We start from the raw sequence: 15,867 nt of genomic DNA, 5'->3' as shown, positions 1-15,867 counted from the left end.
GCCTTGAAGTCGATCAAGCTGGTCAAGGACGGCACGCTGAAGATCTACGAGGGTGCGCCGCACGGCATCCAGGGCGACTACCAGGAAAAGCTGGACGCCGACATCCTCGACTGGATCAAATCCTGACGTTCCCTTCCAGGTCGGCGTGGGTGCGCAGGTATTCAGAGGGCGCGCGGTGGCTCGGTCGTCCAGGAGAGGCGGGTGTCACGGCAGGCTGACAATGAGACGATGCCCAAGGTGTCGGCTTTCGTGCGCGGTGTGCTCGCGATATTCGTCCTGTGGGCGTTGCTCATCGCGGCGGCCTGGCTGCTGCAACGGCGGCTCATCTACTTCCCGGACCGGTCACCGCCGCCGGCGGCAGCCCGGGTGATTCCCGGGGCGCGCGATGTCACCCTGCGCACCGCTGACGGGCTTTGCCTGACCGCATGGCTGGTCGAGCCGCCACCGGGGACGGCCGACCGCCACTTGGCGGTGTTGGTCGCGCCGGGCAACGCCGGCAACAGGCTGACTCGCGCGCCACTCGCTACCGCCCTGGCCGGCCGAGGCCTGACGGCGCTGCTCGTCGACTACCGCGGCTACGGGGGCAACCCTGGCCGGCCGAGCGAGGAAGGACTCGCCCGCGACGTTGAAGCGGCGCGCATGTTCCTCGTCGGGGAGGCCGGCATACCGGCCGAGCGGCTGCTGTACTTCGGCGAGAGCCTCGGCGCGGCAGTAGTGACCGCGCTGGCGGCGAAACACCCGCCCGCCGGCCTGATCCTGCGGTCGCCGTTCACCGATCTCCCCGCGGCGGGCCGCGAGCACTATCCGTTCCTGCCGGTGCGGCTGCTGGCACGCGACCGCTTCCCGGTGACCGAGGTGATCGCGCGGGTCGAGACACCCACGCTCGTTGTGTACGGCACGGCCGACTCCATCGTGCCGCCTGAGCAGAGTCTCGCTGTGGCCGGCAAGGCTGCTGGACCCGCTCAGGTTGTGCCGGTCCAAGGGGCCGACCACAACGACGCGTCCCTTCTGCACGGCGCCCAGCTCATCGACGCGATCGGCGAGCTGGCCGCCCGCGTCGCCTGACTCTGCCCCGCCCTGGCGCACCTGCTTCGGAAGTCCCACCGGGTCCCATGAAAACCCGGCTGACCGATTTGTAAGGTCGGCGCAATCCGACCCGCCGACGATGTATCGGCACGCCGACATCCCGGTACCGCAGTGGCGCCGGCCGGAAAATCCGAGTTCGACAGCTGGGTGCCGAGGCACTGGGACAACGGTGACGACAACGCACTCTCCCGCTACCGTTCGTCGCCCCGGGTTGGGGCGGGGATGCCGACGTCGGCCCCGAGTTCGAGGGCCGGCGGAGCGGCAGCGGAACGTGCTGAGTCTCTACGTTGTCACATCTTTTCGCTCGTTCTCGCGCTCCTCCCCACTGGCCGGCGAAAGCTCTCCGTCGTGGGGCGGCTTTTCAGCGGGGAAGAAGAAGCCTCTGACCGCCGGGGCGAGCGCTCCGACGCGGTTCATCTTCTTGGGAACTGCCCAGCCCGAGTACGGCAAAGGCTCTTTCGACAGCGGTTGATGCACCTCGACGAAACCGCCGTCCGGACGCCGTCGGATGATGCCGCTCTCGATGCCGTGCGCGAGCACCTCACGGTCGTGCTGTTGCAGGCCGAGGCAGATCCGCACGGTGATGAAGTAGGCCAGCGCCGGGCCGAGCACCAAGGCGACGCGTCCGCCCCAGACCATCGCGGCGATGCTGATGTGGAACTTGTCGGCGATGATGTCGTTGGCTCCGGAAACCAGGGCGACGGCGTAGAAGGTCAATGCCATCGCGCCCAGGCCAGTGCGCTGCGGCGCGTCCCGTGGCCGTTCGAGCAGGTTGTGCCACGAGTCGTCCCGGCGCAGGCGCCGTTCGATGTACGGATACAGAGCCGTTACCGTCAGCATTCCGCCGAAGATCACCACACCGGGCCAGAACACCGGCGGAATCGAGTATCCGTCGCCGATCGGGATGGTGATCTGCCACGGCGGGAAGATGCGAACCAGGCCGTCGAGGAACATCGCGTACCAGTCAGGCTGACTCGACGCGGCCGCGTCACTGCCGGATGACGGACCGAACAACCAGACCGGGCCGATCTGCAGCACTCCTGAGATCAGCGCCAGCACGCCGAACACGATGAAGAACAGACCGCCGCTTTTCATCAGATGCCGGGGGAACAGCCGCTCACCGACCACGTTCTCCTCTGTCCGCAGGGGACCGGGGAACTGCGCCGGCCGCTGTCTGAGGGAGAGCAGGGCGGACACGGCGATGACAGCCAGCACGAGTCCGGGCAGCACGAACGAATGAAGGACATTGAGGCGCTCGATGATGACAGTCCCAGGGTATTCACCACCGAACAGCGACGCCGAGATCCATGTGCCGACCACCGGAATCGAGAGCATGATGGCGTCCGCGATGCGCAGGCCGGTGCCGGAGAGCTGGTCGTCGGGCAGGGCGTAGCCGCTCCACCCCTCGAGGAACGCGAGCACGAACAGGACAACCCCGATGACCCAGATGGCCTCCCGCGGTTTGCGGAAGGCCCCGGTGAAGAATCTGAAAGCCAACTGCAGGATCAGCGCGGCCATGAACAGAAGAGCCGCCCAGTGGTGCATCTGCCGGACGAACAACCCACCACGCACCTCGAACGAAATATCAAGAACGCTGTCGTAGGCCCGCGAAACCTCTGTGCCGCGCAGCGCAACATACGATCCGTCGTAGGTGACCGGTTGCATCGACGGTTCGAAGAAGATCGTCAGGAACACGCCGGTGATCAGCAAGATCACGAATGAGCAAATCGCGATCTGGCCCAGCAGGAATGACCAGTGGTTCGGGAACACCCTGTTCATCAGCGACCGGAGTGGGGTCGCGACCTGGTATCTCTCGTCGGCTCCGGCCGCCACCGCTGCAACGAGGTTCGGCCGGCGCTCTTCACTCTTCTTCGCCATATGGTCATGACGCCGCAGGCGGCTCGGATGTGACATCTGGGAACGGCGGAGGCGAGGTACGTCACACAGCGTCCGAGCTGCTCAGCGACGATCGAAGGCCCCGGGAGCAGCGGCTGACGGGCGCGCCGGAGCCCTCGTTTCTCGTTGCTTCAGTCGGTGTGACAAAGGAAGCAGACCAACGGCCAACAAGAACTCAAGAATGAGGACACCGCCCATGCGATCTGCCGCCGAGTCGGTGAAATGCAACACCTGGTAGACGAAGTGGACGGCTGCGTACACAGCAAAGGAAACCAGGGAACCCCCTACTATCCGATTATCCAGAGTGACCGCGGCGAACAGCAGGGCCACGGCGAACCCCAGACCGAGACCGGCGACATCGAACATGTACTGCCAGACGCCGACGACCAGCTCCGAAACGATCAACAACACTATCCCGGCTCGCAGCCACCGTCGCGTACTCGCGGATCGAACCCTCATTTCATACTGACGGTCCAGGACTGCGTCATGTGACCGGATGTGATCCGGGTCCTCCGCAGGTCCGGCCACCACAAGACCGAACCGCATGTCACATATCCGGGTGTCGCGTCGTCATTGATGTGGAGGTTTGCGTCGGCTGGTTCGGCACTGAACGAATTGCCTAGGTCGCAGCGCGAGAGGAACACGGCAAGGAGATCGCATGATGATGATGTATCGGAGAATCGCATCGTGAAGAGACAGCCGAAGGGCGCCGTTCTCGTCACGGACGCGGCCCGAAGTCAGGAAGAGCTGGTCCGCAGCCGGCACATCCGTTACATGGTGATGATGGGTGTGCGCGTAGGCTTTCTCGTGCTGGGCGCCACAGTGGTCAGCCTACGTCCGGCCCCGCTGTGGCCCTGGCTGGTGCTGTGTGTCACGGGCATGGTGTTGCTGCCTTGGTTCGCTGTCCTCGTCGCCAACGATCGGCCGGCCCGGTCGAAAACCGAACGTGCCGCCTCCGAACTCGCTCACCGGCCGAAGCAGCAAGCCGCGATCGAGCAGCACCCCCTCGACGGCATGAAACACCTGATCGTGGATTCCGAGGTGGTGCGCGAGCGACACCGCGAAGGCCAGCACTCTTAGCGCCCGTACGCGGCCTTCTCTGACCGCGAAAGCGCGAGACGAAGACCATGTCACCGAGGGGTAACCGAGCCGCCACGTGTGTACCAGGTGTCCGGGCCGTACAGAGTGCTGTATCGCACGGCTACCCACTCCGGCGTGCGCCAGGTCATCCGTCCTTTCAGGCCTCGTCGCTGACGACCTGAATGAGGTTGCGGGCCTGCTGGGCGATCGCGAGGCGCCAGGCGTCGAACGTCGGGTCGCTCGGGCCGTACGCGGTCTCGAAGCGTTGCATGTCCGGGGTGTGGATATGACCGGCCGAGATCGACAAGCCCATACGGTCGCGCAGAAGCGTGTTGCGGTAGGCGCTCTCGTTGGACAGATAGTTCCCGCCGCCACCGCTGTAGGAGCAGGACTGGGCGTCCGGCGGGATCGGCGGATTCGCCGGCGGATATTCCACCGGCGGAGGGCTGTTGCGCGTCACCCGTGCGGTCGAGGTGCAGTCCGGGAACTCGGTGTAGTTGGTGTGCCAGATGACCCCGAAGGCGACCGACTCGTCGGGCCACTCGTCACCCGGCGGCCGAGGCACGTCGGCACCGGTCCGTGCGGCGATCATCGACGCCACCGGCAGGGTCGCGCTGGTCCACTGCGGCGCATCGCGCAGATCGAACGTCGATGGTCCGCCCCAACGGTCGACCACCATGGTGTTGCACTCGGGATTGTTCACCGCGAGCTGCGGAACGGCGCTGACGAGCGGACAGGGCCGGAAGCGGTCGTTCCCGGCGGAGACGCCGTGGTAGCGCGCGTTCCACTGCTCCAGCCAGAATTCGGAACCCACGGCCTGGCTGACCGTGATCGACGCGTCCACCTGCCGCGGGCCGGGCATCATGTACGGCCCGACGGTGTCCTCCAGATATCCGCGCCGGAACTCGGGATAGCTCACCGGAAGTGTGTACGCCTCGATGTAGGCGGTCTTGCCGTCCGTTGTGCGGTATCGCGTGCCGTCCAGCGACAGCGCTGTGGCCCCGGACGGGTTGCCGTGCCGGACGTTGTTGCCCGCCGCGCCGGGTGCGGTACCGACCTGACCGCCATCCAGCGTGTACGGGTCGAAACCGCTCACGATGACGCGTTTGACACCGGAACCCGCCGGTAGGTTGATGTCCGCCATGCCGCGCGCCGTACGGTCGAACGTCTCGATCAGCTGGAGGCGCTGGCCGGAGAGGAGCGGGAATGTCGGGGTCCACTGGCGAACGGCGGCCATCGCCTCCACCCTGGTCCAGTAGAGCGGCCGGTCGTCGCTGTGCGGGAGGGTGCCCCGCACCTGTCCGTGCTGCTGCGCCCGGTCGACCGCCATGTCCCACAGCCGCTCGGCGTCGCGGGCGATGACCTTCTCGGCGGCCTTCAGTGAGCGGGCGCCGCAGAGGTGCGCGACGAGGGCCGGGGTGAAGTCCTGGAAGCCGGCGCCCTCGATCATCTGCCGCGCGAACGGCTTGCTCTGCAGCAGGGCCGGATCGCTGTTCTCAGGCAGGGTAAAAGTGAGCCGGCTCTCCTCGACCGACAATGCCACGCTGTGGTCGACGCACCCCTGGGCGCCCGGTCCATATGCCTGCGCGGCGGTTCCCGGAGCGATAGAGGCGGTAGCCAGCAACGCCACCACGCCGACACCCGCAAACGCGGCTCTCGGTCGAGTCATCCTGATTGGCCCTCCGATCGATAGGCGCACGCGTCGGCCAGAGGGGGACGAAATGTGCGAATACCCCGCCAAACGTAGGCGGGTATTCGAATGTCGTCAATACGTGACGGTCATTCAACGGCGATCACGAGACCTGCCCCGGCCCATGGCTGCCCGAGCCCGTCCTCACCGCTGAAACGCCCGGTCCTGCCGAAACCTTCGCACCCTGCCCACCGCCTGGCCGATGGCAGGGTCAGCTTCGCTGTCGATTCGCTTGCCCGCCGTGGCCTCGTCAATCGATTCCTGATCGAACCGGTCAGGTCTGGTCGAGGGCGAGGGCGAGGCGGTGCAGCCAGTCGGTCACGGTGCCGTCGACGGTGGGGTACGCGTCGGTGAAGTTTTGCCAGTCGACGTAGGTCCAGCTGAGCACGGTGACGGCGGTGAACTGGTCGGCCTCGTCTCCCAACTCCGGGCGCATCAGATCACGGACCAACGCGAGATCGACCGTGGTGTACTCGGCCAGCAGGACGGCGTCGTACAGGTCCTTGCCCTGGGGGTACATGTCGGTGGCCAGCCACTGCAGTTTCCAGGCCAGCGAAAGGCCGGCGGTGGCGGCGACGACCGGTACCCCGAGGACCGTGAGGGGCTCGGGCGCCGTGGGCAGGTTCTCGCCGAAGACGATGTCGATCTGGACGGTCCCGTCAGGTAGTCCGGGAGTGCTGAACGGGATGACGATGCGGCGGCCGTCGGCACGTTCGTAGGTCCAGATCGCCGACTGTGTGGCCTGGTCCGGCTGTAGTCCGGCCCCGGGAGTGGCTTCCAGGGCGGCGGTGATCCCCGCGAACAACTCGTCCGCGTCCGCGCTGCCGCTGGTGATCGTCGGCGGGGTGATCACGAAGTCCAGGTCGCCGGGCTCTCGGGCCGAGTGGCCCACCCATGCTCCCATCGTGGCGCTGCCGCGAAGAACCAGATAATTCGCCCAGCGGGTCGCGGCGAGCACGGTGAGCAGGTGGCGCATCGCCTCGCGACGGGCGTCGCGCCAGCGTTGTCCGAGGCGCGGGTCGGTGAAGAGCGGTTCACCGGCCGTGTACGCGTTCTGATGCTGTTTGAGCGCCGGGTCGAAGGCGGCGCGCTGCTCGACCTCCCAGCCGCCCGGGAGTGGGCGGTAGGTGGGCGGGAAGTCCGGCCCGGCCGGGGCGGCGCGCTTCCGGTTCTCGTACCGGTCCTGGTAGTGAGCTAGGACGGGGGTCAGCCAGCCGCGGTCGAGGCCGAGGTGGCTGTCGTGCACCACATACTCCTGCTCGACGGATTCGATCTTGTGCCCGGCCGTCCGCAGGTCGGCGACCAGAGCATCGAGGCGCTCAGTCGCGGTGGTTCGGCCGACGAGTCGGCAACGCTGGTTGACGAAACGCTCGTGGCCGCCGTCGGATCCCCGCCGGCGGGCGTTGCGAGACAGTCGAGCGCCGTGCCGCTCGGCGACGTCGGTGACGGCCAACAGGTCGGAAACGTGTTCGGACGGCAGACGCACCCTGATGTGGTGCTCGAAGTAACGGTCATCGGGCTCGTCGGCGGCGTCCCGGTCGGTCTGCGGAACCCCGGTCGACCACGGCGTCGCTTCGATCTTGACACGGACCGGGCGGATCCCCACCGCCTGCAGCCGCTCGCACCAGTCACGTGCCTCGGCCTGCTGCTGATCGAACGCACCGGAGCCGCGCAGGGTGATCATCGGCTGTGAATGCGTGTCACCTCGGTCCAGCAGGATGTGGAGGAATTTGAGGCCGTGCTCGGCGGCGAACACCGACAGCCCCTCCGCCTCCCCGGCCGCGACGGTTATGTGGGTCTCGAAGGCGCCGTTGATCACCGAGCGAGGCTAACCCGACAGCCATCGACGTTGTAGTCATTCACCGGTCTCTGAGCCTGACCCTTCCGCTCCCCGCGCCGAGCGCTGAACGCGGAGGCGGCCGGTGACGGTCGGTGACGGTCGGTCAGGGAGTCAGGACGGGCCGGGTCCGGTCGCCGCTCCAGGCCGCTTCGAGGATCGCGGTCAGGCCGGCGGTGTCGGTCGGGCCCGGGTGGTTCTGGATCAGGCGGGTGACGCCGCCGGCCATCTCGGCGAAGCGGGGGAGGTCGGCGCGGGCCACGCCGATGTCGGCCAGGGTGGGCGGGATGCCGATGTCGGCCAGCAGACCGTCGAGCCAGGTGAGGAACGTGTCCGCGGCTTCGGCGTCCGAGGCGTCGCTGACGTCGAGCCCGCACACCCGGGCGAGGGTGGCCAGCCGGTCGCCGATGGCATCTTTGGCCGCGTCCAGCGCGTAGGGCAGCAGCAGCCCGACGCCCAGGCCGTGCGGCGTGTGCGTGGCCGCGCCGATCGGGTATTGGAGGGCGTGCGGGGCCCCGTTGCCCGCGTGGGAGAAGGCGAGCCCGGCCAGCATGGATCCGTAGGACATGTCCGCGCGTGCTTGCGTGTCGCCGCCGTCTTTGACGGCACGGCGCAGGCTACGGGCGATCCGTTCCGCGGCCCGAAGCGCATAGTGGTCGGTGATCGGGTTGCGGCCGAGGAAGACCTGCTCCACCGGGTCGCGCGGTCCGTGGGGCCGGGGTCGCGCGGTGTAACTCTCCACCGCGTGGCAGAACGCGTCGATGCCGGAGTGGGCGGTGACGGTCGCCGGGCAGGAGTAGGTGAGTTCGGGGTCGATGATGGCGAAGTCGGGCACGATGTGGACGCTGGAGACGCCCACCTTCAGTTCACGGTCCGGGTCGGTCAGCACCGAGACGGGGGTGAGTTCGGAGCCGGTGCCTGACGTCGTCGGGACCGCGACGAGCGGGATCGTCGGCCCCGGCACTTTCGACTCGCCGTAGAAGTCGCGCGGCGTCCCGCCGTGGCGCCGGATGACGCCGACGATCTTGGCGAGGTCGATCACCGTGCCGCCACCGATGGCCAGGATCACGTCGGCGTCCACCTCGGCCGCGGCCGAGACGGCCAGGGCGACGTCGGTGAGGGGCACGTCCGGGGTCGCGTCGGAGAACACCTCGACGGCCTCGACCTTGTCTCGTACGGCATCCACGATGCCGGCCACGCCCGGCTGGGCCAGGAGAACGCGGTCGGTCACGATGAGGACGCGCGAGCCGAGCTCGGCCACCACCCGTGGGATGTTCTGCGCGACCCCTTCGCCCACTATCAGCTGACGTGGTCCACGGACGGTCTCAAGCATGGGGGTTCCTCCTTGAAACCGGCAGGTCGATCGCGGCGTAGGTGAGGTCGAGGTATTCGAGGATGCCCTCGTGCGACCCCTCCTTGCCGATCCCGGACTGCTTCACGCCTCCGAACGGGGCCGACGGGTCCGAGATCAGGCCGCGGTTGACGCCGAGCATCCCGGTCTCCAGCCCCTCGGCGAACCGGAACGCTCGCTCCAGGTCACGGGTGAAGACGTACGCGACCAGGCCGTACTCGGTGTCGTTGGCCTTGGCTATCACTTCGTCGTCGGAGGTGAACGAGACGATCGGCGCCACCGGGCCGAAGATCTCCTCCTTCAGCATCCGCGCGTCGCCGGGCACGTCGACGACGACCGTGGGTGGGTAGAAGTGGCCCGGCCCGGCCGGACGTTCGCCGCCCACCAGGACCCGGGCGCCGCGATCGACCGCGTCGGCGACGAGCCCGTCGATCGTGGTGACCGCGGCCTCGTCGATCAACGCCCCGACGTCGATGCCGTCGTCGAGACCGTGGCCCACCGCGAGTGCGCCCATCCGTTCGGCGAAGCGTGCCGTGAACTCCTCGCGTACCGGCTCCTCGACGTAGATCCGGTTGGCCGCGATGCAGGACTCCCCGATGTTACGCATCTTGGCGACCATGGCCCCGTCGACCGCGACGTCCAGGTCGGCGTCGGCACACACGATCAGGGCCGCGTTGCCGCCCAGCTCCATGGACGTACGCAGGACGTTGTCCGCGGCCTGCCGCAGCAGAACGCGCCCGACCTCGGTCGACCCGGTGAACGAGAGTTTGCGGGTCCGGCTGTCGGCCAGCAGCGCCGAGACCAGCTCGCCGGAACGCTTGGTGGTCACCACATTGACGACGCCCGGGGGAACGCCGACCTCCTCCATGATGCGGGCCAGCAACAGCATGGTCAGTGGCGTCTGGCCGGCCGGCTTGGTGATCGTCGTGCACCCCGCCGCCAGCGCGGGAGCGATCTTGCGGGCGCCCATGGCCAACGGGAAGTTCCAGGGCGTCACGAAGACGCAGGGTCCGACCGGCTTCGGCACGGTGAGGATGCGATATCCGCCCGCGGGTGCGGTGTTGTAGCGCCCCTCGACGCGCACCGCCTCTTCGGCGAACCACCGGAAGAACTCGGCGCCGTAGGCCACCTCGGCCCGCGCCTCAGCGAGCGGCTTGCCCATCTCGAGCGTTATCAGCCGGGCGACCTCCTCGGACCGCTCGGTCAGGGCCCGGTACGTCGCGGTCAACAGCTCCGACCGTTTCCGCGGCGGGGTCGCCGCCCACGTCGACATGGCGTTGCTGGCCTCGTCCAGAGCGGCGAGCCCGTCGGCAACGCCGGCGTCCGCCACCTCGGCGATGGTCTTGCCGGTGGCCGGGTCCTCTACGGGAAAGGTGGCTCCGCCGGCGGCGTCGCGCCAGGCGTCGCCAATCCGGAGCCGGCGGTGTTCGGGGGCCAGGACGTTCATTGGATCAGTCATGGATTACCTTCCCGCCTCGGACAGCGACAGCCCGGTGCCCGCGTCGAACAGATGGGCACGGTCCAGGTCGACGGTGACGTGCAGCCGCTCACCCGGCGTCCCGGCGACGGTGGGCCGGGCCTTCACCTTGAGGATCTTGGTTCCCACGCGGACGTCGACCACCGTACGGTCACCGAGCGGCTCGAGCCCGTACAACTCACCGGACAACGACGCGTCCCCACGCTGCTCGACGGACAGGTCCTCCGCGCGCAGGCCCAGCATCAGCGGACGACCGTCCTCGGCCGTGGTCCAGCGGGGCCGAGGCAGCGTCCAGCCTTCCGTGCCGACCAGACGATCTCCCTCGGCGTGGCAGGCGAGCAGGCTGATCGGCGGGCTGCCGACGAATCCCGCGACCCACTGGTTGGCCGGACGTTCGTACACCTCCGTCGGCGTACCGACCTGTTGCACCTTCCCCTCCTTGAGGACCGCGACCTGGTCGGCCATGGAAAGGGCCTCGACCTGGTCATTGGTGACATAGACGAAGGTTGCCCCCAGGCTGCGGTGAATGCGGGTGAGCTCCGTACGCATCTCGACCCGGAGCTTGAGGTCGAGGTTCGTCAGCGGCTCGTCCATGAGGAAGGCGCGCGGGCTGCGGACCAGCGCCCGGGCCAGGGCGACACGTTGCATCTCACCGCCCGACAACTGCGCGGGACGACGCTGCAGCAGACGTTCGATGTGCAGCAGGTTCGAAACCCGCTCGACGGCCTCGGCGATCTCGCTCGAAGGACGGTGGCGTGCCCGCAGCGGTGAAGCGATGTTCTCGTACGCCGTGCGTCGCGGGTAGAGGGCGTAGCTCTGGAAGACCATGGCCAGGTCGCGTTCGGCCGGGGTGTCGTCGGTCGCGTCCCGGCCGTCCAGATGCACCGACCCGGCGTCGAGCTTCTCCAGGCCGGCGATCGCTCGCAGGGTCGTCGTCTTACCTGCCCCGGAGGGTCCGAGCACGACGAAGAACGAGCCGTCCGGCACGTCGAGCGTCACGCCGTCCAGGGCCTGGACCTTGCCGAAGGACTTGCGCAGCCCCTGTGCTGTCACGGTTCCCATCAGGCCACCAGCTCTTCCGTGCTCACGTCGTAGACCGCGGGGGCGACGCCCGTGTGCCGCAGCCCGACCTTCGCGTCAGCGTCGAAACGGACGGTCGACGGCATCCGAACCCGTACGTCGCGCTGGCCGCCGTGGTCGACCACGTAGATGACTTCGTCGCCCAGCCATTCCGCCGAGACCACGCGGGCCGGCACCGACCGTTCCGCCCCCGGTTCGGCGACCTCCAGCGCCTCCGGCCGGACGCCGGCGACCAGGCGACGGTCGCGCGGCAGGCCCGGCGGTGGCGTGAGGGCCAGTCCACCCTGACCGCGCAGCTCCCCGTCGGCTACCTCCACCTCGATCAGGTTCATCGGCGGGGAGCCGATGAACGCGGCGCAGAAAAGGCTCGCCGGACGGTTGTAGACCTCCAGCGGCGTACCGATCTGCTCGACGCGGCCCTTGTTGAGGATGGCGATCCGGTGACCGAGGGACATCGCCTCGACCTGGTCGTGGGTGACGTAGACCATCGTGGTCCCCAGCTGTCCCTGCAGGTGTTTGATCTCCGTACGCATGTCCGCCCTCAGCTCGGCGTCCAGATTGGTGAGGGGTTCATCCATGAGGAAGGCGCGCGGTCGTCGCACCAGGGCGCGGGCGAGCGCGACGCGCTGCTGCTCTCCGCCGGACAGCTGGCGCGGTCGCCGGTTCAGGAGCGGTTCGAGCCGCATCAGCCGGGCGGCCTCCTCGACCCGATCACGCACCTCGGCCTTGGGCAGTCCCTCGGCCCGCAGGGGGAACGCCAGATTGTCGCGGGTCCTCAGATGCGGGTAGAGGGCGTAGAACTGGAACACCATGGCGATGTCGCGCTCGGCCGGCGGCAGGTCGTTGACCAGCGTGGGCCCGATGCGGATGTCGCCCGTCGTCTGCCTCTCCAGGCCGGCTATGGCCCGCAGCGTGGTCGTCTTGCCGCACCCCGAAGGGCCGAGCATCACGAACAGCTCGCCGTCGGCGATGGACAGGTCCACGTGCTCAACCGCGACGGTCCCGTCCGGGTAGCGCTTGTGCAGGGCGGTCACCTCGATGCCGGCCATCAGCGTCGCACCGCCCCGAGCGTCACACCGGCGACGAGGTGCTTGCGCACCAGGTAGGCGAAGATGAGCACCGGTAGGGCGAACACCACGGAGGAAGCGGCCACGAGCCCCCAGTCCACAGTGGTGCCGCCGATGAGGCCGGCGATGGCCGGTGGGGCCGTCCGCACGTTGTCGCTGGAGGTGAGGAAGATGGCGAACACGAACTCGTTCCACGAGAAGATGAGTGCGAAGACCGCCGTCGCGGCGATGCCGGGCACAAGCAGGGGGAGGGTGAATTTCCGAAACGCTTGCAAACGGGTGTAGCCATCGAGCATGGCGGCGTCCTCGTACTCCGCGGGCACCTCGTCGACGAACCCCTTCATCATCCAGATCGTGAACGGGACGTTGAACGCGGTGTAGATGAGGATCAGGCCGAGCGGGTGGTCGATGAGCCCGACCTGGCGGTACATGAGGAAGATCGGGATCACGACCACCACGGGCGGCATGAAGCGCGTGGACAGGATGAAGAACAGTTGATCCTTCTTGGCCTTCACGGAGAAGCGTGAGTAGGCCCAGGCGGCCGGGACCCCCAGCAAGGTGGCCAGCACCGTGGAGACGCCGGCGACGAGGACGGAGTTGAGGAACGCGACGGACAGGGTCGAGCGACCGCCGCCGCCGGAGGAGACGAACACGTCCCGGTAATGGTCAAGCGTGACCTTGAAATCGAAGAACTTCGCCGGTACGGCGTAGACGTCGCGGTTCTCCTTGATGGACGTCTCGATCATCCACAGCACCGGGAACAGCATCACGACGGCCAGCGCGGTCAGCAGCGCGACCTCCAGCACCGAGCGGCCCCGGAAGCCACGGCGGCGCGCGGGGGGCGCGTGATCGGGGACAGGACCGGCGGACACAGCCTCGTTGACGGAGACGGCCATCAGTCCTCCTTGAGCTTGTTCAGGTAACGCAGGTAGAGCTGCGTCAGAACGATCACGATGAGGACCATGAGAATCCCGTACGCCGAGGCGGTCCCGGTGTTGAAGCCCAGGAACGCGACCTTGTAGACGTGGAACGACAACGTCTCGGTCGAGACCCCCGGGCCTCCGCTGGTCAGGATGTAGACGAGGTCGAACAGCCGGAAGGCCTCGATGGCCCGGAACAACACGGCGATGAGCAGCAGCGGCCACACCAGCGGGAGAGTGATGGTGCGGAACCGGAACCACTCGGATGCCCGGTCGATCGAGGCGGCCTCGTACAGATACTTGGGCACCGCGGTGAGGCCGGCCAGGGCGATGAGCATGATGAACGGGGTCCATTGCCAGGTGTCGACCACGATCAGGGAGAGCAACGCCGTCCGCTGCTTGGTGAGCCACTCCACCTGCCCCAGGCCGAGCGAGCCGAGCATGCTGTTGACCACGCCGAACTGCGCGTCGAGCATGAACCGCCAGAACAGCCCGACTACGACCGGCGACAACATCATCGGAACCAGGAACAGGGTGGTCAGCAGTCCTCGCCCGTGCGTGCGCCGCGAGATCAGGTAGGCGATGGTGAAGCCGAGAACGGTCTGCAGACCGACCGCGCCGACCACGTAGATCAAAGTCGTCAAGGCCCGCAGGTGCACCTGCGCCGAGGTCAAGATCGCGGTGTAGTTTCCGAACCAGACCCAGTTGGCCGCCCCGCCGCGAGTGGCCGAGTAGTCGGTGAAGGACAGGTACAACGCCCACAGCAACGGGAACACCGACATGGCGAGCAACAGCAGCAGCGCCGGCGCGATGAAGGCCACGGCGAGCCGGCGGTCGCTCAACCAGCGGGACCGGCCCCGGGCCGGCGGCGTCGTCGACGCCACCTGCCCGGGACGATCGGTCGTCAGAGGGACGGGGGCACTCACAGTCCGCCGCCGCCCTTTTTACCGCTGGAGTCGAGCACGCTCTGCTGCTCCTTGGCGATGTCGTTGAGCGCGTCGGTCGGGCTCTTCGCGCCGTTGAGGGCCGCGTTCACGTTGGTGTTCTCGATGTCGACCAGACGTGCGTACTCGGGCACGTTCCACATGTCCCGCATCCGCGGCACCGAGTCGGCGTACACCTTGTTGAACGGCCCGGCGTTGAGGAACTCGGGCGACTGAATGGCGTCCGTCCGCGACGGCACGCCGCCGGCCGCGGCCCACTTCTTCTGGATGTCAGCCTGCTCGAACCACTTCATGAAGTTCAACGCCTCGGCCTGGTTCGCCGCGGAGGAGTAGGCCGACACGTGCATCCCCATGCCGCCGAGAGGCACCAGGTCGGTCTTCTGCTTCGGCAGGGTGGCGAACCCCAGCTTGCCGAGAATCTGCTCCCGCGACTTGCCGAGCGTCGACTGCTTCGGGTCGAGCAGGCCGCCGCTCGCGGCGATCCAGTTGAACGCGATGCAGGCCTTGCCCTGGGCGACCGCCGCGTTCACCTCGTCGATGAACCAGTTGCCGGAGCCCTTGGCGGTCAACGGCTTCATCTTGTTGACCAGGACGTCCATCGCCTCCTGGCCGGCCGGGTCGTTGAGGACGCCGTCGATCTTGCGGGTCTTGGCGTCCCAGAGGTTGCCGCCGTAGACGCCGTTGACCGTGTTGTAGGTGACGGCCGCGGCGTCGGAGCCGTTGGCCTGGTGGAACGCGAGTCCGCTGACGCCGGGATTGTCCGCCTGGCACTTCGTGGCGGCCGCGATCATCTCGTCCCAGGTCTGCGGTGCCTTGTCGCCGATCAGGTCCTTGCGGTAGATCATCGTCCAGGTGTCGCCGAGCAGCGGCAGTCCGTACAGGCTGGCGCTTTCGTCGCGCTTGCCGGTCTCGGCCTGGGGGTACTGGCCGTAGGCGGCCAGGAGGTACGGGCTGTAGGCACTGGTGTCGATGTTGTTCTTGACGAAATCGGTGAGGTCGAGGATGTTGCCGTTCGTCACGGCCTCGCCGATGTGTTGCGAGTCCAGGATCGCGATGTCGAAGTCGGTCTTGCGCGCGGCGAACTGGGTGAACATCGCGTCGTGCCAGTTCGCGTTCGGCACGGTGTTGACCTTGATGGTCGCGTTCGGCCGAATCTTCTTGTACTCCTCGTTCGCGAACTTCTCGAGTGCCTGGGCGGGGGGCCACTCGAACCAGATGAAGCTGAGGGTCAGCGGGTCCTTGGTGAGCTCCGGGATGGCCGCCGGCGCCTTGGGCGCGCTCACCTGGGCGGCGCCGTCCTCGCCGTCGCTGCAGGCCGCCATGGTCGTGGCCACGAGAACTATGGCCGCCGCGGCCAGCTGGACCCTTCGACCGGGACTGGAGCCTCGCCCTATTCGCCTGGGATACCGCATGTTCTTGCCTGCTTTCTGGGAAGGGAC

13 protein-coding genes are annotated in these 15,867 nt (G+C 67.7%); 2 read left to right on the top strand and 11 right to left on the bottom strand.

Going from position 1 to position 15,867, the window contains the following annotated elements:
* Nucleotides 1-228 precede the first annotated feature (228 nt).
* Complete coding sequence (locus tag EER30_RS34080) at nt 229-1,065, top strand: alpha/beta hydrolase (protein WP_127504784.1); 837 nt, start codon at nt 229-231, stop codon at nt 1,063-1,065.
* A gap of 303 nt (nt 1,066-1,368) precedes the next feature.
* Here EER30_RS34080 and qcrB read toward each other — a convergent pair whose 3' ends face one another.
* Nucleotides 1,369-2,964 (bottom strand): cytochrome bc1 complex cytochrome b subunit, encoded by a 1,596-nt coding sequence (gene qcrB, locus EER30_RS34075; protein ID WP_127504783.1) that lies wholly within the window; start codon nt 2,962-2,964, stop codon nt 1,369-1,371.
* An 81-nt stretch (nt 2,965-3,045) separates the two neighbouring features.
* Nucleotides 3,046-3,387: a hypothetical protein gene (locus tag EER30_RS34070; RefSeq protein ID WP_127504782.1), complete on the bottom strand. Its 342-nt coding sequence runs from the start codon at nt 3,385-3,387 to the stop codon at nt 3,046-3,048.
* A gap of 282 nt (nt 3,388-3,669) precedes the next feature.
* Between EER30_RS34070 and EER30_RS34065 the strand changes: the two genes are divergently transcribed.
* A complete protein-coding gene (locus EER30_RS34065; protein ID WP_127504781.1) occupies nt 3,670-4,062 on the top strand; it encodes a DUF3099 domain-containing protein in 393 nt (130 codons plus the stop codon).
* A 157-nt stretch (nt 4,063-4,219) separates the two neighbouring features.
* On the opposite strand, the gene EER30_RS34060 is transcribed toward EER30_RS34065, so the two are convergent.
* The 9 genes from EER30_RS34060 to EER30_RS34020 form a co-directional block, all read right to left on the bottom strand.
* On the bottom strand, nt 4,220-5,731 hold the full coding sequence (locus EER30_RS34060; protein ID WP_127504780.1) for a hypothetical protein: 1,512 nt from the start codon (nt 5,729-5,731) through the stop codon (nt 4,220-4,222).
* A 295-nt stretch (nt 5,732-6,026) separates the two neighbouring features.
* The gene (locus EER30_RS34055; protein ID WP_240670465.1) at nt 6,027-7,571 is read right to left on the bottom strand and encodes a nucleotidyl transferase AbiEii/AbiGii toxin family protein; all 1,545 of its coding nucleotides are present in this window, start codon (nt 7,569-7,571) and stop codon (nt 6,027-6,029) included.
* A 124-nt stretch (nt 7,572-7,695) separates the two neighbouring features.
* Nucleotides 7,696-8,922 (bottom strand): iron-containing alcohol dehydrogenase, encoded by a 1,227-nt coding sequence (locus tag EER30_RS34050; RefSeq protein WP_127504779.1) that lies wholly within the window; start codon nt 8,920-8,922, stop codon nt 7,696-7,698.
* Nucleotides 8,915-10,399, bottom strand: a complete 1,485-nt coding sequence (locus EER30_RS34045) for an NAD-dependent succinate-semialdehyde dehydrogenase (RefSeq protein WP_127504778.1) — start codon at nt 10,397-10,399, stop codon at nt 8,915-8,917. The genes EER30_RS34050 and EER30_RS34045 overlap by 8 nt, the downstream gene beginning before the upstream one ends.
* A 3-nt stretch (nt 10,400-10,402) precedes the next feature.
* Entirely contained in the window at nt 10,403-11,479 is a 1,077-nt protein-coding gene (locus tag EER30_RS34040; RefSeq protein WP_127504777.1) for an ABC transporter ATP-binding protein, read from the bottom strand.
* Complete coding sequence (locus EER30_RS34035; RefSeq protein WP_127504776.1) at nt 11,479-12,546, bottom strand: ABC transporter ATP-binding protein; 1,068 nt, start codon at nt 12,544-12,546, stop codon at nt 11,479-11,481. Before EER30_RS34035 ends, EER30_RS34040 begins: the two co-directional genes overlap by 1 nt.
* On the bottom strand, nt 12,546-13,460 hold the full coding sequence (locus tag EER30_RS34030; protein WP_127504775.1) for a carbohydrate ABC transporter permease: 915 nt from the start codon (nt 13,458-13,460) through the stop codon (nt 12,546-12,548). The genes EER30_RS34035 and EER30_RS34030 overlap by 1 nt, the downstream gene beginning before the upstream one ends.
* Nucleotides 13,460-14,368 carry a carbohydrate ABC transporter permease gene (locus EER30_RS34025; protein ID WP_240670464.1) on the bottom strand — a complete coding sequence of 303 codons (909 nt, stop codon included), beginning with the start codon at nt 14,366-14,368 and terminating at the stop codon, nt 13,460-13,462. The genes EER30_RS34030 and EER30_RS34025 overlap by 1 nt, the downstream gene beginning before the upstream one ends.
* Before the next feature lie 38 nt (nt 14,369-14,406).
* Nucleotides 14,407-15,762, bottom strand: a complete 1,356-nt coding sequence (locus tag EER30_RS34020) for an extracellular solute-binding protein (protein WP_240670463.1) — start codon at nt 15,760-15,762, stop codon at nt 14,407-14,409.
* Nucleotides 15,763-15,867: the final 105 nt, after the last annotated feature.

The sequence above is a fragment of the Actinoplanes solisilvae genome (assembly GCF_003999975.1).
In the GTDB taxonomy this organism is placed as follows: Bacteria; Actinomycetota; Actinomycetes; order Mycobacteriales; family Micromonosporaceae; genus Actinoplanes; species Actinoplanes solisilvae.
Note: the sequence above shows the minus strand (reverse complement) of the source record. Positions and strands in the feature narration are given on the sequence as shown.